Below are 26,057 nucleotides of genomic sequence, written 5' to 3' on the forward strand. Positions count from 1 at the left end.
GCCTGGCGCCCTTACATATTGCGTCGGTACTGCCCACCCACCTCGAACAGCGCGTTGGTGATCTGGCCCAGCGAGCAGACGCGCACGGCGTCCATCAGCACATTGAAGACGTTCTGGTTGTCGATGACAGCTTGCTGCAGTTGCTTGAGCATGGCGGGCGCCGTATCGGCATGGCGGATGTGGAAGTCGGCCAGGCGTTTGAGCTGGTTTTGTTTTTCCTCGTCCGTGCTGCGTGCCAGCTCCAGCTTCTCCATCACCTGGTCACCATGCGGGTTGCGGAAGGTGTTGACGCCGATGATGGGCAGCTCGCCCGTGTGCTTGAGCATCTCGTAGTGCATGCTCTCGTCCTGGATCTTGCCGCGCTGGTAGCCGGTTTCCATGGCGCCCAGCACACCGCCGCGCTCGGCAATGCTTTCAAACTCCTTGAGCACGGCCTCTTCCACCAGCTCGGTCAGCTCTTCGATGATGAAGGCGCCCTGGCTTGGGTTCTCGTTCTTGGCCAGGCCCCATTCGCGGTTGATGATGAGCTGGATGGCCATGGCGCGACGCACGCTGTCTTCGGTGGGCGTGGTGATGGCCTCGTCGAACGCATTGGTGTGCAGGCTGTTGCAGTTGTCGTAAATCGCAATCAGGGCTTGCAGCGTGGTGCGGATGTCGTTGAACTGGATCTCTTGCGCGTGCAGGCTGCGGCCGCTGGTTTGGATGTGGTATTTCAGCTTCTGGCTGCGCTCGTTGGCGCCGTACTTTTCTTTCATCGCCACCGCCCAGATGCGGCGCGCCACGCGGCCCATCACGGTGTACTCGGGGTCCATGCCGTTGCTGAAGAAGAAGCTCAGGTTGGGCGCAAAGTCGTCAATGTGCATGCCGCGGGCCAGGTAGGCCTCCACAAAGGTGAAACCGTTGGACAGCGTGAACGCGAGCTGGCTGATGGGGTTGGCGCCGGCTTCGGCGATGTGGTAGCCGCTGATGCTCACGCTGTAGAAGTTGCGCACGTCATGGTGCACGAAGTACTCGGCAATGTCGCCCATCACCTTCAGTGAAAACTCGGTGCTGAAGATGCAGGTGTTCTGGCCCTGGTCTTCTTTCAGGATGTCGGCTTGCACGGTGCCGCGCACATTGGCCAGAACCCACTCGCGGATTTTTGCGACCTCGGTGTCGGTGGGCTCGCGGCCGTTGTCGGCCTGGAACTTCTCGATGTTCTGGTCGATGGCCGTGTTCATGAACATGGCCAGGATGGAGGGCGCCGGCCCGTTGATGGTCATGGACACGCTGGTGGACGGGCTGCACAGATCGAAGCCGCCATACAGCACCTTCATGTCGTCCAGCGTGGCGATGCTCACCCCGCTGTTGCCCACCTTGCCGTAGATGTCGGGCCGCGGGTCGGGGTCGTTGCCGTAGAGCGTGACCGAATCAAAGGCGGTGCTCAGCCGCTTGGCCGCCATGCCGCTGGAGAGCAGCTTGAAGCGCGTGTTGGTGCGAAAGGCATCGCCTTCGCCCGCGAACATGCGGGTGGGGTCTTCGCCCTCGCGCTTGAAGGCAAAGGTGCCGGCCGTGTAGGGGTAGCTGCCAGGCACGTTGTCCAGCATCAGCCACTTCAAAATTTCGCCATGGTCCTCGTACTGCGGCAGCGCCACCTTGCGGATGGTGGTGCCACTCAGGCTCTTGGTGGTGAGCGCGGTGCGGATTTCCTTGTCGCGGATCTTCACCACGTACTCGTCGCCCGCGTAGGCCTTTTGCATCTCGGGCCACTGCTGCAGCAGTTGCCGCGCATCGCGGTCCTGGCGCGCCTTGCGCTGGCCGGCCAGGTCCAGCGCCGCCTCGGCGGCGGGCGCACGGTCGGGCTTGTCCACCTTGAGCATGACGGCAGCCGCCTGCAGCTGCTGGATTTCGCGTGCCAGCGTAGCCTGCGCCCGTGCGCGCTTTTTGTAGCCCCGCACCGTGTCGCTGATCTCAGCCAGGTAGCGCGTGCGCGCCGCGGGCACCACCGGCGTCTGGTTGCTGCTGTAGCGCACCGCTACTTTGGGCAGGATGCCGTCTTTCAGCGGCACACCCAAGGCCTGCAGGCGCGGCAGCAGCGCTTGGTAGAGCGCAGTGACACCATCGTCGTTGAAGCGCGCGGCCATGGTGCCGAACACGGGCATCTGGTCAGCGGGCGTGGTCCAGGCTTCCTTGTTGCGCTGCACTTGCTTGGACACATCGCGCTGCGCATCGCTGGCACCCTTGCGGTCAAACTTGTTGATGGCCACAAACTCGGCAAAGTCCAACATGTCGATTTTTTCGAGCTGGCTGGCCGCGCCGAACTCCGGTGTCATCACGTAGACCGGCACATCCACCAGCGGCGCGATGGCCGCATCGCCCTGGCCAATGCCTGAGGTCTCCACCACCACCAGATCGAACCCCGCCACCTTGCAGGCAGCAATCACATCGGGCAGGGCCGCGCTGATTTCGGAGCCAAAGTCGCGCGTGGCAAGCGAACGCATGAATACGCGATTGCCTTGCTGCCAGGGGCTGATGGCATTCATGCGAATGCGGTCGCCCAGCAACGCGCCACCGCTCTTGCGACGGCTGGGGTCGATGGAAATCACCGCCACGCGCAAACTGTCGTTTTGGTCCAGCCGCAGGCGGCGGATCAGCTCGTCGGTCAGGCTGGACTTGCCAGCGCCGCCGGTGCCGGTGATACCCACAACTGCTATCTTTTTGGTAGCTGCCTGCGCACGTACCTCGCGGGCCAGGGCCTCATGAACCTTGGAAGCTTCAATGGCGGTGAGCAACTGGGACAGTGCACGCCAGCTAGCCTCGGTATGGCCCTGGATGGCGGAGAGATCGGTGGGGGCTAAGCCCGTGATGTCCTTGTCACAACGCATCACCATCTCGCCAATCATGCCGGCCAGGCCCATGCGCTGGCCGTCTTCGGGGCTGTAGATGCGGGCCACGCCATAGGCATGCAGCTCGCGGATTTCGGCCGGCACGATCACGCCACCGCCACCGCCAAACACCTGGATATGCGCACCGCCACGGCTTTTAAGCAAGTCCACCATGTACTTGAAGTACTCCACGTGGCCGCCCTGGTAGGAGCTGATGGCAATGCCTTGCACGTCTTCTTGCAGCGCAGCGGTGACCACCTCGTCCACGCTGCGGTTGTGGCCCAGGTGGATGACTTCAGCACCCATGCCCTGCAGGATGCGCCGCATGATGTTGATGGCCGCGTCGTGCCCGTCAAACAGGCTGGCCGCGGTGACAAAGCGCACCTTGTGCGTGGGGCGGTAGTTGGCCAGGGCCTTGAAGTCAGCGGACAGATCGGTCATGGGGCGCTCGCAAAAAAGGGCAGAAAAACGGCAAAAGGTGGCGAATTGACGTTTACGTAAACGTCAACTGTAAACCACTTCCCCCAACCCAGGCTTACGCATTTACCCGGTCCGAATGCGCGTGACTTCGGCCTGAATTTGGTCTAAGTTCGATCTTGTCTGGCTGAAGCACCCCCCCTACGATTCGCCACCACCCCGAGCCAGACGATGGGTGGAACGAAAAAATACAGGAGACAGACTTTGGCACCCTGGGACGATTTGTCTTTGGACGAGACCGCATTGCTGCAGGCCATTTTTTGGTCCGAGGGCAGTTCGCGCTTCGCCCTGTCCGACCGCTTGGAGTTTTCCAAGAGCAAGACCAACAACCTGATAGCCGGCCTGCTGGACGTGGGCCTGCTGGAAGAGAGCGGCCTGCGCGGCTCCACGGGCGGGCGCCGGCCCGAAACCATCAAGCTCAGCGCCGACCTGGGTGTGCTGGTGGGTGTGGACCTGGGCGCCACCAGCCTGGACGTGGCCGTGCTGCGCCCGGACCTGACCGTGCTGGCCCGCCACACCGAAACCACCGATGTGCGCACCGGCCCCGGCGTGGTGCTGGCGCGCCTGCGCGTGCTGATGCGCCAGTTGCTGGCCCAGTGCGGTATGACCGCCAAACAGGTCATCGCCATTGGCATGGGCGTGCCCGGCCCGGTGGACTTTGAAAGCGCCCAGTTGGTAAACCCGCCGCTGATGCCCGAATGGGACAGCTTCTCCATCCGCGACTACCTGCGCGAGGAGTACAGCGCCCCGGTGTTTGTGGACAACGACGTGAACCTGATGGCGCTCGGCGAGCTGTGGCGCCTGCAGGGCGGGCTGCAAAACTTCCTGGTCATCAAGGTGGGCACCGGCATTGGCTGCGGCATCGTCTGCCATGGCGAGGTCTACCGCGGCGCCAACGGCTCGGCCGGTGACGTGGGCCACATCTGTGTGGATGTGGACGGCCCGCGCTGCCACTGCGGCAAGCTGGGCTGTGTGGAGGTGATGGCCGCGGCCCCGGCCATCGTGCGCTCGGCCACAGAGGCTGCTACCTCGGGTGAGAGCCCCTTGTTGGCGGCCTCGCTGGAAGCCAACGGCGTGATCACGCCGGAACTCGTGGGCCAGGCCAGCCGCAATGGCGATGCCGCGGCCAACCGCATCATCCAGGAATCGGGCAACCGCATCGGGCAGATGCTGGCCTCGGTGGTGAACTTCTTCAACCCCTCCCATGTGTTCATAGGCGGCGGACTCACGCGCACGGGGCCGCAGCTGCTGGCCTCGGTGCGGCAAAGCGTGTACCAGCGCTCGCTGGCCCTGTCCACACGGCACCTGGAGATCCAGTACACGCCCTTGGCCGAACGCGCCGGTGTGGTGGGTGCCGGCGTGCTGGCCATGCAAGAAACCTTGAAACACCGAAAGGCCAGCGCATGAGTTTGCAGATCGAATTCCGCGGCACCACCAAGTCCTTTGGCCCGGTGCAGGTGCTGCATGGGGTGGACTTCACCCTGCCCACGGGCCAGGTGCTGGGCCTCTTGGGCGAGAACGGCGCGGGCAAGTCCACGCTGATGAAGATCCTGGCCGGGTTCGAGGCCGCCACGGGCGGCAGCCTGCTGATCAATGGCACGCCACATACCTTCGCCAGCTCCCGCGACGCTGAAGCCCAGGGCATTGTGCTGATCCACCAGGAATTCAGCCTGGCCGAAGACCTGACCATTGCGCAAAACCTGTTCCTGGGCCACGAGAAAAAACGCGGTTGGGGTGGCCTGCTGCTGGACGAGGAGACCATGCGCACGGAGGCGCAGGCGGCCATTGCCCAGGTAGGACTCACTGCCGATGTGAACACGCGGGTGAAAGACCTGATCGTGGCGGAGAAGCAGCTCGTGGAGATTGCCCGCGCGCTGTTGCGCAAGGCGCGCCTGCTGATCATGGACGAGCCCACCGCCACCCTCACGCCGACCGAAACCGAACGCCTGTTTGGCCTGATGCGCCAGCTCAAAAGCGAGGGCGTGACCTTGGTCTACATCTCGCACAAGCTGGACGAGGTGGAGCGCATGACCGACCAGGTGGTGGTGATGCGCGACGGCCGCTGTGTGGCCCAGCAACCCACGGCCAGCCTCTCGCGCCAGCAAATGGCCAACCTCATGGTGGGCCGCGAACTGGCGGATCTATACCCGCCCAAAGCCACGCCGCCCGCCACCACCACACCCGCATTGCGCGTGCAGGGCATGTCGGTGCCCGGCTGGGCACACGACGTGAGCTTTGAAGTGCGCCCCGGCGAGATTCTGGGCTTTGCGGGCCTGGTGGGCGCGGGCCGCACCGAACTGTTTGAAGGCATCATGGGCCTGCGCGCCTGCACTGCAGGCACGGTGGAGCTGCAAGGCCGCCTGCAGACCATCCGCAGCCCGCGCGACGCCGTGCGCCTGGGCCTGACGTACCTGAGCGAAGACCGCAAGGGCAAGGGCCTGCACGTGAACTTTGGCCTGCGCGAGAACCTGACCCTGATGGCGCTGGAGCGCTACGCCACACCGTTGCTGCAGCCCGCGCTGGAGCACCAGGCGCTGGCCGGTGCGGTGGACGAATTTGGCATTCGCACCGGCAGCCTGCACATCAAGGCCTCCAGCCTGTCGGGCGGCAACCAGCAGAAGGTGGCGCTGGCCAAGGTGCTGCACCCCGGCCCCAAGGTCGTGGTGCTGGACGAACCCACGCGCGGCGTGGACGTGGGCGCCAAACGCGACATCTATTTACTCATCCAGAAACTGGCCAGCCAGGGCCTGGCCGTCGTCATTATTTCCAGCGAACTCATGGAGCTCATTGGCCTGTGCCACCGCGTGGCGGTGATGCGTGCGGGCCGGCTGCAAACGGTTCTGGAATCCCAACAACTCACCGAAGAGGAGCTCATCGCCCATGCCACAGGAACCCACTAAAACCACCACCGCGGCGCAAGCCGGCCAGTGGCTTGCCAAACTGCAGGGCATGGGCCCGGTCATTGGCCTGGTGCTGCTGTGCGTGCTGGGCACCCTGCTCAACAGCAATTTCGCCACGCTGGACAACATCACGAATGTGCTGACCCGCACGGCCTTTATCGGCATCATTGCCGTGGGCATGTGCTTTGTCATCGTGTCCGGCGGCATTGACCTGTCAGTGGGCTCCATGGCCGCGCTGATTGCGGGCAGTGTGATCCTGGCAATGAATTACCTCGGGCCCAAGCTGGGTTCGCCTGTGGGCACGGTGGTGCTGGGCATGGCCCTGGCCCTGGTGCTGGGTGCGGCATTTGGCCTGGCGCACGGCCTGCTGATTACCAAGGGGCGCATCGAGCCCTTCATCGTGACGCTGGGCACGCTGGGCATCTTCCGCGCCTACCTTACCTACTTCTCCAACGGCGGCGCCATCACGCTGGACAACGACCTGACCGACATCTACAGCCCGGTGTACTACGGCAGCCTGGCGGGCATTCCCATTCCCGTGTGGGTGTTTCTGGCGGTGGCGCTGTTGGGCAGCGTGATCCTCAACCGCACCACATTTGGCCGCTATGTGCAGGCCATAGGTTCCAACGAACAGGTGGCGCGCTACGCCGCCGTGGATGTGGACCGCGTGAAGGTGCTGACTTATGTGCTGCTGGGTGTGTGCGTGGGCATTGCCACGCTGCTCTATGTGCCGCGCCTGGGCTCGGCCTCGCCCACCACGGGCCTGCTGTGGGAGCTGGAGGCCATTGCCGCTGTCATCGTGGGCGGCACTGCGCTCAAGGGTGGTGCGGGCACCATCACCGGCACGGTCGTGGGGGCCGTTCTGCTCTCCGTCATCAGCAACCTCTTGAATCTCACCAGCATCATCAGCGTCTACCTGAACGCCGCGGTGCAAGGCATCGTGATCATCGCGGTCGCTTTCATGCAGCGAACAAAGAGATGAGCCCCCACGCTCTCAAAAATTTTCCCCAACCACAGCAACCGCTGTTTTTTAACCTGCACCTTAGGAGACAACTGAAATGAAAAAAATTACACGCAGACTCGCACTGACCGCCGTGGCCCTGGCCGCGCTGGGCAGCAACGCCAGCTTCGCGGCCGACAAGGTCGTGCTGGGCGTGTCCATCCCGGCCGCCACGCACAGCTTCATGGCAGGCGTGGTGTTCTGGGCCAACCAGGCCAAAGCCGAACTCGAGAAAGCCAACCCTGGCCTGGAAGTGATTGTGAAGACGGCCAGCGGCTCGCCCGAACAGGCCAACCAGCTGCAAGATTTGCTGACCGTGAACAAGATCAACGCCCTAGTGGTGTTGCCTTTTGAATCTGCCGCTTTGACCAAACCCGTGGCCCAGCTCAAGGGCAAGGGCGTGTACGTGACCGTGGTGGACCGCGGCCTGACCGACACCAGCGCACAAGATGCCTACGTGGCCCCCAACAACACCACGTTTGGTGAAGTGCCGGCTGCCTACATCGGCAAGGCACTGGGCGGCAAAGGCAACGTGGTGGTGCTGCGCGGCATTGCCTCCAACGTGGACAACGAACGCAACGACGCCTTCAACGGCGGCCTGAAGGCCTTCCCCGGCATCAAGGTGCTGGACGCCAAGTACGGCAACTGGAACCGCGACGATGCGTTCAAGGTCATGCAGGATTACCTGACACGCTTCCCGCACATCGACGCGGTGTGGGCGGCTGACGACGACATGTCGGTGGGCGTGCTCAAGGCCATCGACCAAGCCAAGCGCACCGACATCAAGCTGGTGTTCGGCGGCGCCGGCGCCAAGGGTTCGATCAAGACCCTGATGGACGGCAGCGATGCCCGCATCCAGGCCAACGTGTCCTACTCGCCCAAGTTCATCTACGACGCCGTGAAGATGACCGCAGAGGCCCGCCTGAAGGGTGCCAAGCTGCCTGCGACCACCATCATTCCGTCGGTGCTGATCACCAAAGACACCGCCAAGAACTTCTACTTCCCTGACTCTCCGTTCTAAGCATTTCGGCGTTTTATTGAAGAAAAAGGCCTGTAGCCCTCGCTAACATTGCGCAAGCAGCTATTAAAAGCATAGCGGTCGGCCGCAGGCCCTCTCTCCCTTTTTCCCTCCTTCTGGAGCATCTCCATGGCAAGACCTGTCACCTTGTTCACCGGCCAATGGGCCGACCTGCCCCTGGCCGAACTGGCTCCGCTGGCCCAGCGCATGGGCTACGACGGCCTGGAGCTCGCCTGCTGGGGCGACCATTTCAATGTGCAGGAGGCCCTGGCCTCCTCCACTTACGTGCAAGACAAGCGCGAGCTGCTGGCGCGCCATGGCCTGCAGTGTCTGGCCATTGGCAACCACCTGGTGGGCCAGGCGGTTTGTGACCGCATTGACGAGCGCCACCAGTCCATCCTGCCCGCCCATGTGTGGGGCGATGGCGATCCCGAAGGCGTGCGTCGCCGGGCGGCCGCCGAGCTGCAGGACACGGCGCGCGCGGCCAAGAAGTTTGGCGTGAAGACCGTGACCGGCTTCACCGGCTCGTCCATCTGGCATTCCATCTACGCCTTCCCGCCCACCACCCAGGCCTACTGGGACCAGGGCTTTGCCGATTTCGGCGCGCGCTTCACGCCCATCCTCGATGTGTTCGAGTCGGTGGACGTGAACTTTGCACTGGAGGTGCATCCCACCGAAATCGCGTTTGACATTGCCACCAGCGAACGCGCGCTGGCCGCGGTGAACCAGCACCGCCGCTTCGGCTTCAACTTCGACCCCAGCCACCTGGCCTACCAGGGGGTGGACTACATCCGCTTCATCCGCACGTTTGGTCCGCGCATCTTCAATGCGCACATGAAAGACGCCTGGTGGGGCAAGGGCGACGGCACCGTGGGCACCTTCGGCGGCCACACCAGCTTTGGCGATGCACGCCGCACCTGGGACTTCCGCAGCGTGGGCCGCGGCATGATCGATTTCGAATCCATCATCGTTGCCCTCAACGACGTGGGCTACGCCGGCCCGCTGAGCGTGGAGTGGGAAGACAGCCGCATGGACCGCGAGCATGGCGCCACCGAGAGCGCGGCCTTCTGCAAGCGCCTGGATTTCAAACCGGCCGCCGGTGCGTTTGACGCCGTGTTTGCCAAGGACCAACAAGCCCCATGACCCCACCCCACACTCCACGCCGCCTGCGCTACGCCATGGTGGGCGGTGGCCGCGACGCCTTCATCGGCGCCGTGCACCGCAAGGCCGCCGCGCTGGATGGCCAGATCGAACTGGTGGCCGGCGCCCTCTCCAGCAGCCCGGAGAAGGCACGCGCCTCGGGCCGCGACCTGTTTCTGGACGATGACCGCAACCACGGCAGCTGGCAGGAGCTGCTGGCCGACGAGCTGCGCCGCGCCCCCGAAGACCGCATCGATTTCGTTTCCATCGTCACGCCCAACCACCTGCATTACCCCGTGGCCCAGGCCTTTGTGGAGGCGGGTTTTCACGTGGTCTGCGACAAGCCTCTGGTGCACACCGGCGCGCAGGCGCGCGACCTGGTGGCCGCTGTGAAGAAGCAGGGCACGGTGTTTGGCGTGACCTACAACTACACCGGCTACCCGCTGGTGCGCCAGATGCGCCACATGGTGCAGAGCGGCGCCGTCGGCACGGTGCGCAAGGTGGTGGTGGAGTACCACCAGGGCTGGCTGGCCACCGCGGTAGAAGACAGCGGCAGCAAGCAGGCCGCCTGGCGCGTGGACCCGGCGCTGAGCGGTGCCGCGGGCGCCATCGGCGACATTGGCTCGCACGCCGAGAACCTGCTGAGCACCGTGACCGGGCTGGAAATTGAATCCCTCTGCGCCGACCTCAGCGCCATGGGCGCGGGCCGCACGCTGGACGACGACGGCAACATGCTGCTGCGCCTCTCCGGCGGCGCACGGGGTGTGCTGATTGCCTCGCAAATTTGCACCGGCAGCGAGAACGACCTGCGCCTGCGCATCAGCGGCACCACCGGCAGCCTGCTCTGGTGCCAGGAGAACCCCAACCAGCTGCTGCACATGCCAGTGAACGGCGCACCACGCACACTCACGCGGGCCTCCGTCGGGCTGTGCGAATCCGCCCAGCGCGCCTCGCGCCTGCCCTCGGGCCATCCCGAAGGCTTTATCGAGGCTTTTGCCAACGTCTACCTCGGTGTGGCTGCGGACATCCGCGCGCGCCTGCAGGGTGTGGCGGCGGATCCGCTCGCAGCCGATTACCCGGATGTGGAAGACGGCGCGCGCGGTGTGCACTTCATCGAGAAGGTGCTGGAGTCGTCGCGCAGCACGGCCAAGTGGACGAACTTGTAAGGCGCTCAGTATGAAAACCTCAAACCCCAAGCGTTGGGGCCTTGCACTGGCCCTGGTGGTTGGCCTTGGCCTAGCCTATGCGGCCGGCCTGCTGTCATCGACGAGCGGAATCTCTGCCGCCCGTATCAGCAAGCTGTGGAGCCACGCGCCCGTGACCAGCCCAACGGCGGCCATCGCGCTCAAAAGGGCCTGGCGGGGTTTGACTTCACACGCATAGGCCACAGCGGCGCGGTCCTCACGCGCCAGGACGCCGTGTGGCGCAGTGCGGGGACCGAGGCCGAAGGCACGCAGTGGGATTGCCTGCGGGACAACGTCAGCGGCCTGTGGTGGGAGGCCAAGACCAACGAAGCGACAGCAGGGGCCCCTGGCGCCAAACACCTGCGCCATGTGAGTTTTACCGCCAATGCCCTCGGGCCTGCCCACGGCTACCGAACTCAAACCCTTGACCAGCATCAACAAGGGCGGCGCCACGATTGATCTGGAGCAGTTCCCCAACACCGCGCCGACGGGGTACTGGACCGCCTCGGCCTACCCGCACCGCGACTACTACGTGTGGTACGTGTACTTTGCCGGTGATGCATTTGGCGACGCGACCTCTGCCAACTACGCGATCCGCTTGGTGCGAAACGACCCATAAACCCATGGGTGCATAGCCCGGGGCCGGTTGGGGCCAAATCCAGTACAGTGGCGCGAAACAGGTAGCACCTTCCCGACCTGTCCACCGACCTGACCCGCCATGCAACCCATCCAGCTCTTCGACCCGGCGTCCAGCACCTACACCTACATCCTGTTTGACGAGGCCAGCCGCGAGGCGCTGATCGTGGATCCGGTGGACGAGCAGCTGGAGCGTGACCTGGCCACACTGCGCCAGTACGGCCTCAAGCTGCAATGGGCCGTCGAGACCCATGCCCACGCCGACCACATCACCAGCGCCGCGCTGCTGGCCGAGCACACCGGCGCCAAGACCGCGGCACCGGCTGGCTGCGGCATTGGCACCGCGGCCGTGCAGCTGGCCCATGGCGACACACTGGCCTTTGGCGCCGAATCTATCCGTGCGCTGCACACACCGGGCCACACCAGCGGCAGCATGAGCTTCACCTGGCGCGACCATGTGTTCACCGGCGACACGCTGCTGATTGGCGGTTGCGGCCGCACCGATTTCCAGTCCGGCAGCGCCGAAGACCTGTACCGCAGCCTCACACAGGTGCTGTTTGCCCTGCCCGATGCCACCACGGTCTGGCCCGCACACGACTACCAGGGCCGCACCCGCACCACCATAGGCACCGAGAAAACCAGCAACGCCCGCGTGGCCGGCAAAACGCTGGCCGAGTTCGTGGCCACCATGGACGGCCTGAACCTGCCGCGCCCACGCCGCATTGACGAGGCCGTACCCGCCAACTTGAGTTCGGGCGTGCACCATGACGCGGGCAGTGCAGGTGCCACCGCAGCCCAGGCCGCAGCAGGGTACGCGGGCGATGTGAGTGCCGAGCTGGCCTTTGCCTGGTGGCAGGCTGGCGAGGCCGTGCTGGTGGATGTGCGCACCGATGCCGAGCGCGAGTGGGTGGGCTTTGTGCCCGGCGCCGTGGCGCTGGCCTGGAAGCAGTGGCCCGGCATGGCGATGAATCCGCAGTTTGACGCTGATCTGAAGGCCGCAGTGCCTGCCGGAAAGAAAGTGGTGCTGCTGTGTCGCAGCGGCGTGCGCTCGGTTGCGGCGGCCAAACGCGCCACCGAGCTGGGCCTGGAGGCCTACAACATCCTCGAAGGTTTTGAGGGCGACCCCGATGCCAACGCCCAGCGTGGCCACCGCGGAGGCTGGCGATTGCGCGGCCTGCCCTGGCGACAGGGCTAAAGCCCGCACAATACCGTCCAGAGACATCTTCACTAGAACAACGCCATGACATTTCTTGCGCTGGATATCGGCAACACCCGCCTCAAGTGGGCCCAGTACGCCAGCCCGCAGCCCGGCGCGGCCCTGTTGGCCCAGGGCGCCGAGTTTTTGGAGAACATTGACAAGCTGGGCGATGGCGCCTGGCGCGGCCTGCGCCCACCCCGCCATGTACTGGGCTGCGTGGTGGCGGGCGACGCTGTCAAACGCCGTGTGCAGGAGCAGATGGACGCTTGGGATGTCGTGCCACAGTGGGTGGTGTCCAGCGAGGATGAGGCTGGCCTGCGCAACGGCTACGACCACCCCACCCGCCTGGGTGCTGACCGCTGGGTGGCCATGATTGGCGCCTACCACCGCATGCTGGCGCAGGGCGCCCCGCGCCCCATGGTGGTGGTGATGGTGGGCACCGCAGTGACGGTGGAAGCGATTGACGCTGAGGGCAAGTTCCTCGGCGGGCTGATCTTGCCGGGCCACGGCATCATGCTGCGTGCGCTCGAATCCGGCACCGCCGGCCTGCACGTACCCACGGGCGAGGTGCGAGAGTTCCCCACCAACACCAGCGATGCGCTGACCAGCGGCGGCACTTACGCCATTGCTGGCGCGGTGGAGCGCATGGTGCAGCATGTGAGCGCCCACTGCGGCGCAGAGCCCAAGTGCGTGATGACCGGCGGTGCGGGCTGGAAGATGGCGCCCAGCATGACACGGCCGTTCGAGCTGGTGGACAACCTGATTTTTGACGGCCTGCTGCAGATGGCCCAAGGGCGCTACCTGCCTGCGGGGCAGGCCTAGCGTTCAAGGTGAGCCGCCGACTACAGCTTGCTGCAGGCGGTTGGCTCGACTAAGGGGCTAGAGTGCATCCGCGTCGGGGTCAAAGCTTTCATCAAGAGCGAAGTCGCCCCGGTTATAAGCCGCGATGATCTCAAGTGCCTCGGTCTCGTAGGCACTGGGTACTCGAACCCGAGCACCACCGACCGCTATAGAAAGTAGTGAGTAAGCTTGAACTGTATTGGTGTCACCGGCATCAGCGGGAATGCCAGCCGCGTTGAGGCACGAGCAAAGCATGTGAGCTTCGGTAGGTGTGAGGTACTTGGCAACGATGGTCATATCGCCCTCGTACTCTCGCTCAACCTGTTCCCTTTCTTCAGGTCGATCTGGGAGGGCAATACCCCGAGAGGCCAGCTCTTGTTCGGCGAGGCGTTGCACGCTTTCCGTAAGTCCGCCCCCCGATGCACGCAGTAGCAACTCTGAGTCACTAAGACTCTGCAGATGAGCTGTGAGTTCGTTCGCGGCCATGTGATTCTCTAACGTTGAGCTAACCGGCGCTGCGCGGCTTTATCGCGCAGCGCCCGTGTGGACTGCCGGGTTGGGCGTTTGGGATTCACGGCAGTGTTGGTAGATATGTCTGTAAGGCAGTAGTGACTGCCTGCCGCTTTGGACCTTTCATAAGCCTCACCAAAAGCTTCTTGTACTCACCATTCGCCAATCCAAGTATTCCTGAAATCCGTGCCGGGAGGCTCTTCCTGTTATATACGCGGAGGAGCTCATCTAGGTTGTTGGAAGCAATTGCTGCGTCGAATTCACTTTTGCATTCGCCATAGATCACATCGACGTCAATCCTGCCCAGAGTTACTCCGAGTCCGCCTGTTAATCCTTGCTTGTCATTGGATGACTTTGAGAATGCGCCAAGTAAATATTGAATGCGCCTTTCAGCCATCGACGATATTTGCAGTTCAAGTTCACTTATTAACGCGGAGAGTATGTATTGCGTGACCTTCTCAACGACTTGATTGGGGTCTTGCGTAAGGTGTTCCGCGACAACCCTTACAGCCGACTCAACGCAAAATATGTTCTCGATTTCCGCGACAGCAATGGTTTTGATTCCATGAGCCAATAGGGCCGCAACTTCCTCTGATTCCCTATAGTCGCTATCGATGATCCCGACCGCATCCAAGTGGTGAAGCGCAACGTTATTTCGTAGAGCCTTCGTGGATTCAATGACTTTGTCGCAGCCTCCTCTAGGTATGACGTGATAGTTTGGATAGGCGATCTGATAGATCGTTACATCAAGGCTTCCTGCGTCACCCTCGCAAAACAGGATCTTTTTCCTGCTGCCAATGACTTCAAGAATCATGTTCTCAGGCAGAGTCTCTTCGTCCGGAACTTCGTCCCAAGTCCAAACGTTGTTGCCGTTGTAACTCTTGATCCAAATCTTGTTTGCATCAGTCCGCGATGCGGCGAAGTCTAGGTCGTGTGTGATGTAAACAATCGTCTTCGTTTGGGAAAGCTCTTCGACTTTATTCCAAAGCTTGTCCACCAGAGACTTGTGAAGGTGAATCTCGGGTTCATCCACAATAACTATGGAGTTGTCTGGTGCGCATAGGCATTGGCCTATTAGATACAGAGCGACCCGCTCGCCATCACTCATTTCCTTGCCGTGATATTCGGGCTCGTCGGTTTTCTTGACGAGAACCTTTCCGTCAAAGAACTTAATTTCCCGATGGGGCATGATGTCCCCCCATATCTTGACAATGGTATCGATTGGTGCGTCGGCGACCAGGATGTAACTTTGTGATTGCCTAGTATTTTCAGTGTGCTTTCGATCTCGCTCCGACGACTTGGCAAACAGCAGTGACAACAATTTGTCGTAGTCGCTAAGGAGAAATGTGGCAGGCGTTCCGCCCCATCGATCATGGATTTTTCTGCCGACGGTGGCGTGCTGATCTGAACGACCAAAGATCAAATCCTTTTCGGCCTGCTCTAGGTTCTTGAGTTGTGCGAACTCAGGAATGGTAAGTGCCTTCTGAGCACTCATTCTGTGAACGGTGTATTTGTTTTGATGACGTTCCTCTATCCAGATACCTAGACGAGTTTTACCGGCGCCATTCGCTCCGATCAGAACAACGTGACCCGAAGAGTCGATTTTCTCTGGATCACCAACTCCGGTTCGATTGGGAAGTTCAATTGAGAATGTCATTTACTCCCCCCTGAAAGGCCCAACGTCAAAGCTGCCCGGAACGCGGGAATTGCCGCGATGCGGCATTCTGATCCTGCGTGTCCGTGTTGAGCGAAATGCTAGAAGTTGAACGAGACATACGATTAACGATGGCCTCTGCACCAATGCCTATCAGTGTCATGATCGCTACTACTGACCACGAATACACAGGATAGAGTGCAAGCAAATACTGCAGCCCTTCACCATCCACTCGGTTGATCAAAAGCGTCAAGGGCAAGTAGCCCAGCAATACAGCGAAACACACCCCTACCATTAAGCGTACCAAACGCCCATGCTGTGCACCCTGCATAGTCATGTGAAACGCAAAGCCAAAGGGCCCCAAATGAAGAACTGCGGCCAAAGCTAAGCCAATAGGTACCTCGAAGGGCAATGACTCCCACAAAAGAATTGCAACTGCGCATGCGCCCATCAGCGGCATCGCAAGTAGTGTGTGCGCGATCTTCATGGCGACTTTTAACGTGATATAGCCGATAGCCTATCTTGGCATTCCCAATGCTAGACGACGAAACAAACTGGGCAAGGGGGTATCTCCATGCAGACCACAGACACCACAACGCCTCTTGTAGCCTTGATCTGAAGGCCGAAAACTGCATAAAACACAGCGGTGGTGTCGCTCATAAAACCCGCCTCCCATATTCCCCAACCGCTCCGGTTGCTGGATCAACTGCGGGAGGTCTTGCGCTACAAATTCAATAGCTGTTGGCGCTTGATGAATAAGGGCCAGGGGCCGATTTTTCATATAGAACGTCTCGACGCAGTCACAAGCGTTCGTTGAACTCAGAGATCCAGCAGCTGGGAAAAATCGGTATGGGTGGAGCTGGGGCCACTGTCGGCTGACAGGACCGCGCTGCCTTCGAACGCATGCTCTACCACCCGCACATCGGGCTCGCCAGGCGAAGCGCCCGCCAACACGGCACGGTCCACCATGCGCATCAACAAGGCACGCGCCGCCTCGGGCGACTCACCTTGCAGATCCACGGTAGCGACCAGCGTTAAACGGACGGTCGCTAGATCGGGGGCGCGCTGCGGCGCCAGCGATGCCGAGCCGCTGTCTTGCAGCAAAGTGCCATCACGGGCCACAAACAACACCCTTGAGGGGCCGCGCGGCGACAGCACATGGGACTGGCCATCTGCATTGACCACCAGCATGGTGCCGTTGGCAAAGTCCCGCGCCCATGCGGTCTTGCCGCCCTGAAAGCCGCGGATGCTGAAGCCGTACTCGCGCGGTGACACAAAGTGCCGACCGCTGATGTCCAGCGAGGGATCGTCAATCTCCAGATCGTCGTGGACAAAGGTGTAGCGGGTCACGCCCGGTTGCAACTGTCGTTGGGTCGCACGGGGCAGGCCAGGCGGATGCTCGCGGGGACTGAGTTCACTCCAATTGGTCATACTGACCTCCCGTTACGGTTTGTCTTAATCATACGTATTTCAGGGCTGCGGCGCGAGCCATTGTTCGGCCAGCCGCACCCAGTAGGTAGCGCCCAGGGGCAGCAGTTCATCATTGAAATCGTAGCTCGGGTTGTGCAACATGCAAGGCCCGCCGCCATGGCCCATGTCGCGGTGGGCACCATCACCATTGGCAATGAAGCTGTAGCAACCCGGTTTGGCCTGCAGCATGTAGGCAAAGTCTTCGGCGCCCATGGTGGGCTCTTGCACCAGCACATTCTCTTCACCCACGATGCTGGCCATCACTTTGCGGGCGAATTCGGCTTCCTTGGGCGCGTTGATGGTGGGCGGGTAATTGCGCACAAACTCAAACGCGCAGGTGGTGCCAAAGGCCGCGCTGGTGTGCCGGGCCAGGTCACGCATGCGCTGCTCGATCATGTCCAGCACCTCGATGGTGAACGTGCGCACCGTGCCCTGGATCTCGCAGTGGTCGGGGATCACATTGGTGGCTTCGCCCGTGTGAATCATGGTGACCGAGATCACGCCCGCATCAATCGGCTTTTTGTTGCGGCTGATGATGGTCTGGAAGCCCTGCACCATCTGGCAGGCCACCACCACGGGGTCGATAGCGTTGTGTGGCATGGCGGCATGGCCGCCCTTGCCGGTGATGACGATCTTGAATTCGTTGCTGGACGCCATGACCGGCCCTGGGCTGGCGGCAAAAGTGCCGGCCCGCATGCCAGGCCAGTTGTGCATGCCAAACACGGCCTCCACGGGGAACTGCTCAAACAGGCCGTCCTTGATCATTTCGCGCGCACCGCCACCACCCTCTTCGGCCGGCTGGAACACCAGGTACACCGTGCCATCAAAGTTACGGTGCTGGGCCAGGTACTGGGCTGCGCCTAGCAGCATGGCGGTGTGGCCGTCGTGGCCGCAGGCGTGCATCTTGCCGGGGTGCTGGCTGGTGTGGGCAAAGGTGTTGAACTCCTGCATGGGCAGCGCGTCCATGTCGGCCCGCAACGCCAGCGCGCGGCTGGAGGTGCCAGCCTTGACGATACCGACCACGCCCGTGGTGCCCAGGCCGCGGTGGATGGGGATGCCCCACTCGGTCAGTTTGGCGGCCACCAGGTCGGCGGTGCGAATCTCTTCAAAACACAGCTCGGGGTGGGCATGCAAATCACGGCGCAAGGCGGCAATTTGGGGGGTATTGGCAACAATGGGGTCTAGTAGCTTCATAGGGAGAACTCCAGCAAGGAGATGAATTGTGCACCCCTCTTCTGACGCGGTCAGGCAGGACTCGCTAAAGTAGAGCCATGCACCCAGAGATTTCCACTTCCGCCCCTGAGCACAAAGTCTTGGGCGCCTGCCCGCACGACTGCCCCGACACCTGTTCCATGGTGGTCACCGTGCGCGACGGCATCGCCATCAAGGTGCAAGGCAACGCCGACCATCCGGCCACCAACGGCGCGCTGTGCACCAAGGTGTCGCGCTACACCGAACGCACCTACCACCCCGAACGCCTGCTGCAACCGCTGCGCCGCGTAGGACCCAAAGGCAGCGGCCAGTTTGAGCCCGTGAGCTGGGAGGCCGCATTGGCCGACATTGCGCAACGCCTGGGCCAGATTGCCAACCGCGGTGGCCGCAGTGCCGAAGCCATCCTGCCCTACAGCTATGCCGGCACCATGGGCCGCGTGCAGGGCGAAGGCATGGCGGCGCGCGTCTTCAACAAACTGGGCGCCTCACGCCTGGACCGCACCATCTGCGCATCGGCCGGGACCGAGGCCCTGAACCAGACCCTGGGCAACAAGGTCGGCACACGCGTCGAATTCTTTGCCGAGTCGCAACTGATCCTCATCTGGGGCAGCAACTCCATTGGCAGCAATGTGCACTTCTGGCGCCATGTACAAACCGCCAAGCGCAATGGCGCCAAGGTGATCTGCATCGACCCGCGCCGCACCGAGACTGCCGAGAAATGCCACGAGCACATTGCCCTGCTACCCGGCACCGATGCCGCGCTGGCACTGGGCCTGATGCACCAGCTCATCACCCACGACTGGCTGGACCACGACTACATTGCCCGCTACACCCTGGGCTGGGACGCCCTGCGCGCGCGCGCGCTGGAATGGCCGCCCGAACGTGTGGCCGCCGTCTGCGGCATCACCACGGAACAAGTGGTGTCACTGGCACGTGATTATGGGGAAGCCGGCAAGCAGGGCAAACCTGCGGCCATTCGCATGAACTACGGGCTGCAACGCACCCGCGGCGGCGGCAATGCGGTGCGTGCCATTGCCTGTCTGCCCGCGCTCATCGGCGCCTGGCGCCTCCGCGCCGGCGGCGTCCTGCTCTCCAGCTCGGGCTATGTGCCGGTGCAGGCGGCCGCGCTGGAGCGCCCCGAACTGCTGGCTGGTCGCAACCCGCGCACCATCAACATGAGCACCATTGGTGACGACCTGCTGCGCCCCGCCAGCGAGGCCTTCGGGCCGGCGATTGAGGCGGTCATCGTCTACAACAGCAACCCGGTGGCCGTGGCGCCTAATTCCACCAAGGTGGTGCAGGGCTTTGCGCGCGAGGACCTGTTCACCGTGGTGCTGGAGCACTTCCAGACCGACACGGCCGACTATGCCGACTATGTGCTGCCTGCCACCACGCAGCTGGAGCATTGGGATGTGCACAGCAGCTACGGCCACACCGACATCCTGCTGAACCGCCCCTCCATCGCGCCACTGGGCGAGGCCCGCACCAACACCCAGTTCTTCCGCGACCTGGCACGCCACATGGGCTATACCGAAGCCGTGTTTGCGGAGACGGATGAGAGCCTGTGCCGCACCGCCTTTGGTGACAAGGTGGACTTTGAAATGCTGCTGACCCAAGGCTTTGCACCCCTGCCCGTGCCCGAGGCCCCGTTTGCTGAAGGTGGTTTCCCCACCCCCAGTGGCAAGTGCGAGTTTTTCAGCGAGCGCTTGGCCCGCCAAGGGCAAGATGGCCTGCCCGACTTTGTGCCCAACTACGAACCCGCGGGGGCCGACGCGCGCTACCCGCTGGCGATGATTTCACCGCCCGCGCGCAACTTCCTCAACTCCACCTTTGTGAACGTGAAAAGCCTGCGCGACATCGAAGGAGAGCCGCTGGTGGAAATCCACGCCAGTGACGCCGCCGCACGCCAGATTGCAGACGGTGCAGTGGTGCGCGTGTTCAACGCGCGCGGTGCCTACGAATGCGTGGCCCGCGTGTCGGACCGGGCGCGGCCCGGCGTGGTGAATGGGCTGGGGGTATGGTGGCGCAAGCTGGGACGCGACGGCACCAATGTGAACGAGTTGACCAGCCAGCGCCTGACCGACATGGGCCGGGCGCCCACCTTCTACGACTGCGCGGTGGAAGTGCAGCGCATCTAGCCCACGGTCATGGGCGCTGTTGCGGCAGCGCGCCCTTCTTCCCAAAGTTCAGCAGGCGAGTGGCGATCAGCGTTTCAGCCATGAAGCACAGCAGCGCCAGCAAGAAGCAGCCCACACCACCCAAAAACGTGAAGATGGAAATGCGCAGGCCGGGGAAGTCAATCGTCTCGCCCAGGAACAGCACCATGATGGTGACCCCAATCAGGATGCCGCAGAGCGTGAGCAAGGCGATGCAGGCATTGGCCAGCAGACCCCGGGTGCGCAGCTCGGCCAACTCGGCGTAGTTGGCATCGGTTTCCTCGGGGTGGGTCTGGTGCTTGATGTGCTGCTCCACCGTGCGTGCACGGTCAATGATGCGTGCCAGCCGGCCCGCCACCGCGCCGATCATGCCGGACACCGCGGTGAGCAAAAACACCGGAGCTACCGAGAGCTGGATGCCGTGGGAAACCGTGTCAGGGTCCAGGGGGAAAGCCATGTATGCACACCTCAATGAAAAACGCCATACGGGCAGGCACCCGCATGGCGTTGCATTGTAGGTGGCAGATCAGGCTTGGGCGGCCAGTTGCTGTTCCAGCTGGTGCAGCACGCGGTAGCAGTCCAGCACGCGGCCCACGCTGGAGTTGGGCTCGCGGCCTTCCTTGATGGCGGCAAAGAATTCGCGGTCTTGCAGCTCGATGCCGTTCATGCTCACCGCCACCTGGCTTACGTCGATCTTCTCTTCCTTACCGTTGAAGAGATCGTCATAGCGCGCGAGGTAGGTGGCCGTGTCACCGATGTAGCGGAAGTAGGTGCCCAAGGGGCCGTCGTTGTTGAAGCTCAGGGACAGCGTGCAGATGGCGCCATTGGCCGCGCGCAGCTGGATGCTCATGTCCATGGCAATGCCCAGCACCGGGTGGATGGGGCCCTGGATGGCGTTGGCCTGCACGATGGGGCTGTTGGCCTGGTAGGCGAACAGGTCCACGGTGTGGGCCGCGTGGTGCCACAGCAGGTGGTCCGTCCAGCTGCGGGCCTGGCCCAGCGCATTGGTGTTGGTGCGGCGGAAGAAGTAGGTCTGCACATCCATTTGCTGGATGTTGAACTTGCCAGCCGTGATCTGCTGGTTCACGTACTGGTGGCTGGGGTTGAAGCGGCGCGTGTGGCCGCACATGGCGACCAGGCCGGTCTTCTTCTGCTCGGCTACCACGGCGTCGGCACCGGCCCAGCTGTCGGCCAGGGGGATCTCCACCTGCACGTGCTTGCCGGCCTTCAGGCAGGCCAGGGTTTGCTCGGCATGCATTTGCGTGGGCGTGCACAGAATCACCGCGTCCAGTCCGGGCAGGGCCAGGCTATCGGACAGCTCGGTGGTCACATGGCCAATGCCGTACTTGGCGGCGACTTCCTTGGTTTTTTCCAGGTCGCGGCTGATCAGCGAGACGACTTCCACGCCCTCGATGTTCTTGATGCCGTCCAGGTGCTTGATGCCGAAGGCGCCCGCGCCAGCCAGCGCGACTTTGATGGTTTTAGACATTAGTTGTTCTCCAGGATCAAATGGCCCACGGCGGTGTTGCTGGCAGGCACATGGTAAAAACGGTGTGCAACCCGCACAGAATGTGCTCGGGCTGCTTCCAAATCTGTAGCATCGTAGGAAACATCGGACATGGCGCCACGGGCGATCAGCCACATCACCAGTTCAATGCCTTCGCTGCCAGCTTCGCGCACATAGTCGATGTGGGGCGTGGCGGCGCAGGCAACAGGATCAGCAATCATCTGGTCCAGCCAGGCGTTGTCCCACTCGCGGTTGATGAGGCCAGCGCGCGCACCCTGAAGCTGGTGGCTCATGCCGCCGGTGCCCCAGATGTGCACATTCAAGTCTTCATCAAAACTCTCCACCGCCTTGCGGATCGCCTTGCCAAGGTTGAAGCAGCGCTGGCCGCTGGGCACGGGGTACTGCACCACGTTCACCGCAAACGGGATCACGGGGCAGGGCCAGCTGTCCTTCACCGGGTCTTTCTCGCCGCACATCAACGACAAGGGAACAGTCAGACCGTGGTCCACGTCCATCTTGTTGACGATGGTGAGATCGAAGTCCTGCTGGATGACCGAGTGGGCGATGTGTGAGGCCAGGTCCGGGTGGCCCATGACCTTGGGCACGGGGCGGGGGCCAAAGCCTTCGTCGGCCGGGGTGTACTCAGCCGCGGTGCCAATGGCAAAGGTGGGAATCATGTCCAGGCTGAAGGCCGTGGCGTGGTCGTTGAAGACCAGGATGATCACGTCAGGCTTGTTGTCCTTCATCCACTGCTTGGAATACTCATAGCCCGTGAACAGCGGCTTCCAGTAATCTTCCTGGGTCTTGCCCAGATCCATGGCCGCGCCGATGGCGGGCACGTGCGAGGTGAATACTGAGGCGGTAATTTTGGCCATAGGGGTCAGTCTTTCTTGCCAGCTTGGCCTTGTGGTTGGCGGTGCGGCTGGGCCGTACCGTCCTCACCGAGTTTGCGATTGCCTTCGACCGAGCGGCCACCAGAAATCATCATGGCGCGGTATTCCTCTTCGGTCATGCCGGTCATGCTGCCGGCCATCTGCTGGAAGCTGCGGCCGTGCGTGGCACCAATTTTGGCCAGGAAGTAGATGTTGCCGCCCAGGCTAATGGCGCGGTTCAGGTCCATGTCCAGCACAGCCTGCTTCTGCTCTTCGCTCATGGCCCACTCGTCCAGATAAGCGCGCTGGTTGGCCTTGAAGCGTTCGCGATTCTCGGCCTTCATGAGCGACATGCAGAACTGGTTGAGCCAATAGCCCTTGCGGCTTTGCTCGGCATCAAAAATGGTGGTTCCAGGAATGTCCTGGTAGGGTTTGTCTAGGGACATATCAGTCTTTCCAGTACAGGCGGTTGGGGTTGTCCACCAGCAGCTTGCGTTGTAGTTCGGCGGTTGGCGCAATGTGGGGAATGAAGTCCACCAGCAGACCGTCGTCGGGCATGTGGTCTTTCAGGTTGGGATGCGGCCAGTCGGTGCCCCAGAGCACGCGGTCAGGAAACTGCTCGACGATGCGCTTGGCAAACGGGATCACATCGCGGTAGGCATTCTGCTCACCGTTCAGGGCCTTGGGGCCGCTCACGCTCAGGCGTTCAGGGCAACTCACCTTGCTCCACACATTCTGGTGCTCGCGCATGAATTTCTCAAACAGTGCGAACTGCGGGCCATCCACGGGCAGCGACACGTCCGGACGGCCCATGTGGTCCACCACCACGGTGGTGGGCAGCGCGGTGAAGAAGTCCCATAGCTCGGGCAGGTCTACCGCCTCGAAGTAGATGACCACGTGCCAGCCCCACTTGGCAATGCGGCTGGCAATTTCCATCAGCTCATCCTTGGGCGTGAAGTCCACCAGGCGCTTTACGAAGTTGAAACGCACACCACGCACACCGGCATCGTGCATAGCTTGCAGCTCTTCGTCGGTCACGCTGCGCTTGACCGTGGCCACGCCGCGCGCTTTGCCATCACTGGCCAGCAGCGCATCCACCATGGCGCGGTTGTCCGCACCGTGGCAGGTGGCTTGCACGATGACGTTTCTTTCAAAACCCAGGTGGTCGCGCAGCGCGAACAGCTGGTGCTTGGACGCATCGCATGGCGTGTACTTGCGCTCGGGCGCGAAGGGGAATTCGGCACCGGGTCCGAACACGTGGCAGTGCGCATCCACGGCACCCGCAGGCAGTTTGAACGTGGGCTTGGCAGGCCCGGTGTACCAGTCCAGCCAACCGGGGGTTTTTTCAAATTTCATAGGCGTCATTTGGTTTTGATAATGGGATGGGCCGACACCGGTGCTGATGCCGCACCCGGCAGAGTTGCAGCAACGGTACGGCGGAACTCCGCAGAGTTCATGGCGATCTGGCTGTGGTTGGGCAGTTCGACCTGCCCGCCTTCGATGGAGCGCATCGTGGCCAGCACACGCGGTCGGCCCTCGCGGATCACCACAAAGTAGCTTTCGCGATTCAACTCTCCAAAAAAATCGTAGCCCGTAGAGCTCAGTAATTCAGGGTATTTGCGCACATCAAAACGCGTGTCCTTTACGGTCTTGAGGAATTGGGTCTGATCAACCCTGCCTGACAGCTCCAGTCCCGCCTTGATGAGTTGCACCGCAAAGAAACCTTTGATGGCGTTGTGGTCGGGCCGAGCACCGTAGCGTGCGATATAGCGGGCCGTAAACGACTGCACCTGCGGCGTGGGTGCATCAACCGAGGCCGTCATATGCGCCAGCACGCCTTCCGCCGCACCCTGGGCTCCGTCGATCACAGTCTGCGCTGCCACCAAACCATCAGAGAACACCGGTTTGCTGAAGCCCTGCTTGCGCAACTCCTTGAGCAGTCCGATGGCCTCGGTCTCGGTGGTGTAAAACAACAACGCGTCGGTCTGCGCGTTGATCAAGTCGGTCACGTCCTTGCTGAAATCGGTCTGACCGGGTTTGATGGCCCGCTCGAAGCTTACGTTGGTATTGCGCCGCTTGAATACCTCGCTCAGTGCCGCCTTTCCGTCGCGCCCCAGGTCATTGTCAATGAACATGAGCGCGAGGCCTCTAGGTTCCAGTCCATAAGCCACAAACGAGGCCAGGCGCGGCGCTGAGGCTGTTTGCGACAGCGAGCTGCGCAACAGAGTGGGATGGAACTTGCGGGTGAGCGACGCGGCTTCGCCCCCCGTGAAATGTGGAATGCCTGTAGCTGTCGTGACGGGCATGGTTGCCAACGTAAGCCCGGAAAACACCGGCCCCAAAATGGCAAAGGGCTTGCCCGCTACGGCCTGAACCATCGCCTCTTTGGCTGCATCGGGTTTGGTGTCTATGTCGAACTGGGTCAGCACCAGTTTTTGCCCCAGCACGCCACCGCTGCCATTGACCTCATCAATAGCCATGCGGTAGCCGTTCTTGAAACCGGTCCCTGCCAGAGCACCGGGCCCCGTGGCCTCGGTGACGCCGGCCAGCGGAATTTGCGCGTGGCAGGCCAATGCAGCAGCACCGGCCAGGCAGCACAAGGTGCGAAGCAAGGTACGAGGCGTCATGGCGTGGGCGCGGTGCACGTCAATCGATGTACTTCAAACCTGCGGCGGCCAAGGGCTCGCGCATCTTGTACATGTCCAGCCCCAACACGCCGGCGGCCAGCTTGGCGCGCTTCTCGCCCTCGAAGCTCTCGCGCTTCTGCGCCGCTTCCAGGGTGGCGGCGGCGCGCGCAGCAGGCACGCAGACCACGCCGTCGTCGTCGGCCACGATCACGTCGCCCGGCGTGACCAGCATGCCGGCGCAGACGATGGGAATGTTCACCGAGCCCAGCGTCGCCTTGATGGTGCCCTTGCTGCTGATGGCCTTGCTCCACACGGGAAAGCCCATGCGCTGCAGCTCCTTCACATCGCGCACACCGCCATCGATGATGAGAGCGCGTGCGCCGCGGGCCTGGAAGGAGGTGGCCAGCAGATCGCCAAAGAAGCCATCGGTGCACTCGGCGGTGACGGTGGCCACGACGACATCGCCAGGCTGAATCTGCTCAGCCGCCACATGCATCATCCAGTTGTCGCCGGGCTGCAGTAGCACGGTGACGGCGGTGCCGGACACCTGTTGGCCGCTGTAGATGGGGCGCATATAGGGCTTGAGCAGGCCCACGCGACCCATGGCTTCATGCACCGTGGCAGAGCCCAGGGCGGCCAGGCCGTCGGCGGCTGCGCGATCAGCGCGGGTGATGTTTTTGTAGACAACGCCTAGTTCGTACATTTCTGTTTCTCCTAAATATTTGCTCTGAGCCCGCGGCGGAATAGGGGTGGCCGGGCGTTTTGCGGAGGTAAAGGAGGAGCTCGCGCAGC

General features: G+C 62.4%; 24 protein-coding genes and 1 pseudogene. 12 read left to right on the forward strand and 13 right to left on the reverse strand.

What is annotated here, in order from left to right:
* Positions 1 to 11 precede the first annotated feature (11 nt).
* Positions 12 to 3,305: a fused isobutyryl-CoA mutase/GTPase IcmF gene (gene icmF / locus J2X15_RS07090; protein WP_310340815.1), complete on the reverse strand. Its 3,294-nt coding sequence runs from the start codon at positions 3,303 to 3,305 to the stop codon at positions 12 to 14.
* 240 nt (positions 3,306 to 3,545) lie between these two features.
* Between icmF and J2X15_RS07095 the strand changes: the two genes are divergently transcribed.
* The 11 genes and pseudogenes from J2X15_RS07095 to J2X15_RS07145 all read left to right on the forward strand — a co-directional run bounded on the left by J2X15_RS07095 (position 3,546) and on the right by J2X15_RS07145 (position 13,239).
* Positions 3,546 to 4,748, forward strand: coding sequence for an ROK family protein (locus tag J2X15_RS07095; protein ID WP_310340818.1), 1,203 nt, complete (start codon positions 3,546 to 3,548; stop codon positions 4,746 to 4,748).
* Positions 4,745 to 6,241 (forward strand): sugar ABC transporter ATP-binding protein, encoded by a 1,497-nt coding sequence (locus J2X15_RS07100; protein ID WP_310340820.1) that lies wholly within the window; start codon positions 4,745 to 4,747, stop codon positions 6,239 to 6,241. The genes J2X15_RS07095 and J2X15_RS07100 overlap by 4 nt, the downstream gene beginning before the upstream one ends.
* Positions 6,222 to 7,223 (forward strand): ABC transporter permease, encoded by a 1,002-nt coding sequence (locus J2X15_RS07105; RefSeq protein ID WP_310340823.1) that lies wholly within the window; start codon positions 6,222 to 6,224, stop codon positions 7,221 to 7,223. Before J2X15_RS07100 ends, J2X15_RS07105 begins: the two co-directional genes overlap by 20 nt.
* 76 nt (positions 7,224 to 7,299) lie before the next feature.
* Entirely contained in the window at positions 7,300 to 8,262 is a 963-nt protein-coding gene (locus tag J2X15_RS07110; protein WP_310340826.1) for a substrate-binding domain-containing protein, read from the forward strand.
* Positions 8,263 to 8,388: 126 nt separating this feature from the next.
* Entirely contained in the window at positions 8,389 to 9,402 is a 1,014-nt protein-coding gene (locus J2X15_RS07115) for a sugar phosphate isomerase/epimerase family protein (protein ID WP_310340829.1), read from the forward strand.
* A complete protein-coding gene (locus tag J2X15_RS07120; protein ID WP_310340831.1) occupies positions 9,399 to 10,565 on the forward strand; it encodes a Gfo/Idh/MocA family protein in 1,167 nt (388 codons plus the stop codon). The genes J2X15_RS07115 and J2X15_RS07120 overlap by 4 nt, the downstream gene beginning before the upstream one ends.
* A gap of 135 nt (positions 10,566 to 10,700) precedes the next feature.
* Entirely contained in the window at positions 10,701 to 11,042 is a 342-nt protein-coding gene (locus J2X15_RS07125; protein ID WP_310340833.1) for a hypothetical protein, read from the forward strand.
* Positions 11,008 to 11,202, forward strand: coding sequence for an Lcl C-terminal domain-containing protein (locus J2X15_RS07130; protein ID WP_310340836.1), 195 nt, complete (start codon positions 11,008 to 11,010; stop codon positions 11,200 to 11,202). The genes J2X15_RS07125 and J2X15_RS07130 overlap by 35 nt, the downstream gene beginning before the upstream one ends.
* A 99-nt stretch (positions 11,203 to 11,301) precedes the next feature.
* A pseudogene (locus tag J2X15_RS07135) lies at positions 11,302 to 11,802 on the forward strand (MBL fold metallo-hydrolase); the annotation flags it as partial.
* 174 nt (positions 11,803 to 11,976) lie between these two features.
* Positions 11,977 to 12,414 carry a rhodanese-like domain-containing protein gene (locus J2X15_RS07140; protein WP_310341238.1) on the forward strand — a complete coding sequence of 146 codons (438 nt, stop codon included), beginning with the start codon at positions 11,977 to 11,979 and terminating at the stop codon, positions 12,412 to 12,414.
* Between the two features lie 45 nt (positions 12,415 to 12,459).
* A complete protein-coding gene (locus J2X15_RS07145; protein ID WP_310340838.1) occupies positions 12,460 to 13,239 on the forward strand; it encodes a type III pantothenate kinase in 780 nt (259 codons plus the stop codon).
* A gap of 57 nt (positions 13,240 to 13,296) precedes the next feature.
* Here the strand turns inward: J2X15_RS07145 and J2X15_RS07150 are convergent, their stop codons facing one another.
* The 5 genes from J2X15_RS07150 to J2X15_RS07170 form a co-directional block, all read right to left on the reverse strand.
* Positions 13,297 to 13,743, reverse strand: a complete 447-nt coding sequence (locus tag J2X15_RS07150; RefSeq protein WP_310340839.1) for a hypothetical protein — start codon at positions 13,741 to 13,743, stop codon at positions 13,297 to 13,299.
* 85 nt (positions 13,744 to 13,828) lie between these two features.
* Positions 13,829 to 15,424, reverse strand: coding sequence for a DUF4435 domain-containing protein (locus J2X15_RS07155; protein WP_310340841.1), 1,596 nt, complete (start codon positions 15,422 to 15,424; stop codon positions 13,829 to 13,831).
* 25 nt (positions 15,425 to 15,449) lie between these two features.
* Positions 15,450 to 15,908: a hypothetical protein gene (locus J2X15_RS07160; protein ID WP_310340842.1), complete on the reverse strand. Its 459-nt coding sequence runs from the start codon at positions 15,906 to 15,908 to the stop codon at positions 15,450 to 15,452.
* 332 nt (positions 15,909 to 16,240) lie between these two features.
* Entirely contained in the window at positions 16,241 to 16,852 is a 612-nt protein-coding gene (locus J2X15_RS07165) for a hypothetical protein (protein ID WP_310340843.1), read from the reverse strand.
* Between the two features lie 39 nt (positions 16,853 to 16,891).
* Positions 16,892 to 18,085: a M20 aminoacylase family protein gene (locus tag J2X15_RS07170; RefSeq protein ID WP_310340844.1), complete on the reverse strand. Its 1,194-nt coding sequence runs from the start codon at positions 18,083 to 18,085 to the stop codon at positions 16,892 to 16,894.
* 77 nt (positions 18,086 to 18,162) lie between these two features.
* Between J2X15_RS07170 and J2X15_RS07175 the strand changes: the two genes are divergently transcribed.
* Positions 18,163 to 20,241 (forward strand): molybdopterin-containing oxidoreductase family protein, encoded by a 2,079-nt coding sequence (locus tag J2X15_RS07175; protein ID WP_310340847.1) that lies wholly within the window; start codon positions 18,163 to 18,165, stop codon positions 20,239 to 20,241.
* Between the two features lie 7 nt (positions 20,242 to 20,248).
* On the opposite strand, the gene J2X15_RS07180 is transcribed toward J2X15_RS07175, so the two are convergent.
* The 7 genes from J2X15_RS07180 to ligK all read right to left on the reverse strand — a co-directional run bounded on the left by J2X15_RS07180 (position 20,249) and on the right by ligK (position 25,968).
* On the reverse strand, positions 20,249 to 20,716 hold the full coding sequence (locus J2X15_RS07180; RefSeq protein ID WP_310340849.1) for a DUF2721 domain-containing protein: 468 nt from the start codon (positions 20,714 to 20,716) through the stop codon (positions 20,249 to 20,251).
* Positions 20,717 to 20,785: 69 nt separating this feature from the next.
* Positions 20,786 to 21,748: a Gfo/Idh/MocA family oxidoreductase gene (locus J2X15_RS07185; RefSeq protein WP_310340850.1), complete on the reverse strand. Its 963-nt coding sequence runs from the start codon at positions 21,746 to 21,748 to the stop codon at positions 20,786 to 20,788.
* Positions 21,748 to 22,641: a class III extradiol dioxygenase subunit beta gene (locus J2X15_RS07190; protein WP_310340852.1), complete on the reverse strand. Its 894-nt coding sequence runs from the start codon at positions 22,639 to 22,641 to the stop codon at positions 21,748 to 21,750. The genes J2X15_RS07185 and J2X15_RS07190 overlap by 1 nt, the downstream gene beginning before the upstream one ends.
* Before the next feature lie 5 nt (positions 22,642 to 22,646).
* Positions 22,647 to 23,084, reverse strand: a complete 438-nt coding sequence (gene ligA, locus J2X15_RS07195; RefSeq protein WP_310340854.1) for a protocatechuate 4,5-dioxygenase subunit alpha — start codon at positions 23,082 to 23,084, stop codon at positions 22,647 to 22,649.
* Between the two features lies 1 nt (position 23,085).
* Entirely contained in the window at positions 23,086 to 23,994 is a 909-nt protein-coding gene (locus J2X15_RS07200) for an amidohydrolase family protein (protein ID WP_310340856.1), read from the reverse strand.
* A 5-nt stretch (positions 23,995 to 23,999) separates the two neighbouring features.
* Complete coding sequence (locus J2X15_RS07205; protein WP_310340858.1) at positions 24,000 to 25,265, reverse strand: ABC transporter substrate-binding protein; 1,266 nt, start codon at positions 25,263 to 25,265, stop codon at positions 24,000 to 24,002.
* 19 nt (positions 25,266 to 25,284) lie between these two features.
* Positions 25,285 to 25,968, reverse strand: a complete 684-nt coding sequence (gene ligK / locus J2X15_RS07210; RefSeq protein WP_310340860.1) for a 4-carboxy-4-hydroxy-2-oxoadipate aldolase/oxaloacetate decarboxylase — start codon at positions 25,966 to 25,968, stop codon at positions 25,285 to 25,287.
* Positions 25,969 to 26,057: the final 89 nt, after the last annotated feature.

It is taken from the genome of Rhodoferax saidenbachensis (assembly GCF_031457975.1).
GTDB classification, from domain to species: domain Bacteria; phylum Pseudomonadota; class Gammaproteobacteria; order Burkholderiales; family Burkholderiaceae_C; genus Allorhodoferax; species Allorhodoferax saidenbachensis_A.

Bases quoted from the DNA above. Each gene is read 5' to 3' on its own strand.
- J2X15_RS07165 (WP_310340843.1), bottom strand. From the start codon at position 16,852: ATGACCAATTGGAGTGAACTCAGTCCCCGCGAGCATCCGCCTGGCCTG.
- icmF (WP_310340815.1), bottom strand. From the start codon at position 3,305: ATGACCGATCTGTCCGCTGACTTCAAGGCCCTGGCCAACTACCGCCCC.
- J2X15_RS07205 (WP_310340858.1), bottom strand. From the start codon at position 25,265: ATGACGCCTCGTACCTTGCTTCGCACCTTGTGCTGCCTGGCCGGTGCT.
- J2X15_RS07185 (WP_310340850.1), bottom strand. From the start codon at position 21,748: ATGTCTAAAACCATCAAAGTCGCGCTGGCTGGCGCGGGCGCCTTCGGC.
- ligA (WP_310340854.1), bottom strand. From the start codon at position 23,084: ATGTCCCTAGACAAACCCTACCAGGACATTCCTGGAACCACCATTTTT.
- J2X15_RS07145 (WP_310340838.1), top strand. From the start codon at position 12,460: ATGACATTTCTTGCGCTGGATATCGGCAACACCCGCCTCAAGTGGGCC.
- J2X15_RS07105 (WP_310340823.1), top strand. From the start codon at position 6,222: ATGCCACAGGAACCCACTAAAACCACCACCGCGGCGCAAGCCGGCCAG.
- J2X15_RS07175 (WP_310340847.1), top strand. From the start codon at position 18,163: ATGCACCCAGAGATTTCCACTTCCGCCCCTGAGCACAAAGTCTTGGGC.
- J2X15_RS07200 (WP_310340856.1), bottom strand. From the start codon at position 23,994: ATGAAATTTGAAAAAACCCCCGGTTGGCTGGACTGGTACACCGGGCCT.
- J2X15_RS07170 (WP_310340844.1), bottom strand. From the start codon at position 18,085: ATGAAGCTACTAGACCCCATTGTTGCCAATACCCCCCAAATTGCCGCC.
- J2X15_RS07100 (WP_310340820.1), top strand. From the start codon at position 4,745: ATGAGTTTGCAGATCGAATTCCGCGGCACCACCAAGTCCTTTGGCCCG.
- J2X15_RS07150 (WP_310340839.1), bottom strand. From the start codon at position 13,743: ATGGCCGCGAACGAACTCACAGCTCATCTGCAGAGTCTTAGTGACTCA.
- J2X15_RS07120 (WP_310340831.1), top strand. From the start codon at position 9,399: ATGACCCCACCCCACACTCCACGCCGCCTGCGCTACGCCATGGTGGGC.
- J2X15_RS07155 (WP_310340841.1), bottom strand. From the start codon at position 15,424: ATGACATTCTCAATTGAACTTCCCAATCGAACCGGAGTTGGTGATCCA.
- J2X15_RS07110 (WP_310340826.1), top strand. From the start codon at position 7,300: ATGAAAAAAATTACACGCAGACTCGCACTGACCGCCGTGGCCCTGGCC.
- J2X15_RS07190 (WP_310340852.1), bottom strand. From the start codon at position 22,641: ATGGCCAAAATTACCGCCTCAGTATTCACCTCGCACGTGCCCGCCATC.
- J2X15_RS07160 (WP_310340842.1), bottom strand. From the start codon at position 15,908: ATGAAGATCGCGCACACACTACTTGCGATGCCGCTGATGGGCGCATGC.
- J2X15_RS07115 (WP_310340829.1), top strand. From the start codon at position 8,389: ATGGCAAGACCTGTCACCTTGTTCACCGGCCAATGGGCCGACCTGCCC.
- ligK (WP_310340860.1), bottom strand. From the start codon at position 25,968: ATGTACGAACTAGGCGTTGTCTACAAAAACATCACCCGCGCTGATCGC.
- J2X15_RS07180 (WP_310340849.1), bottom strand. From the start codon at position 20,716: ATGGCTTTCCCCCTGGACCCTGACACGGTTTCCCACGGCATCCAGCTC.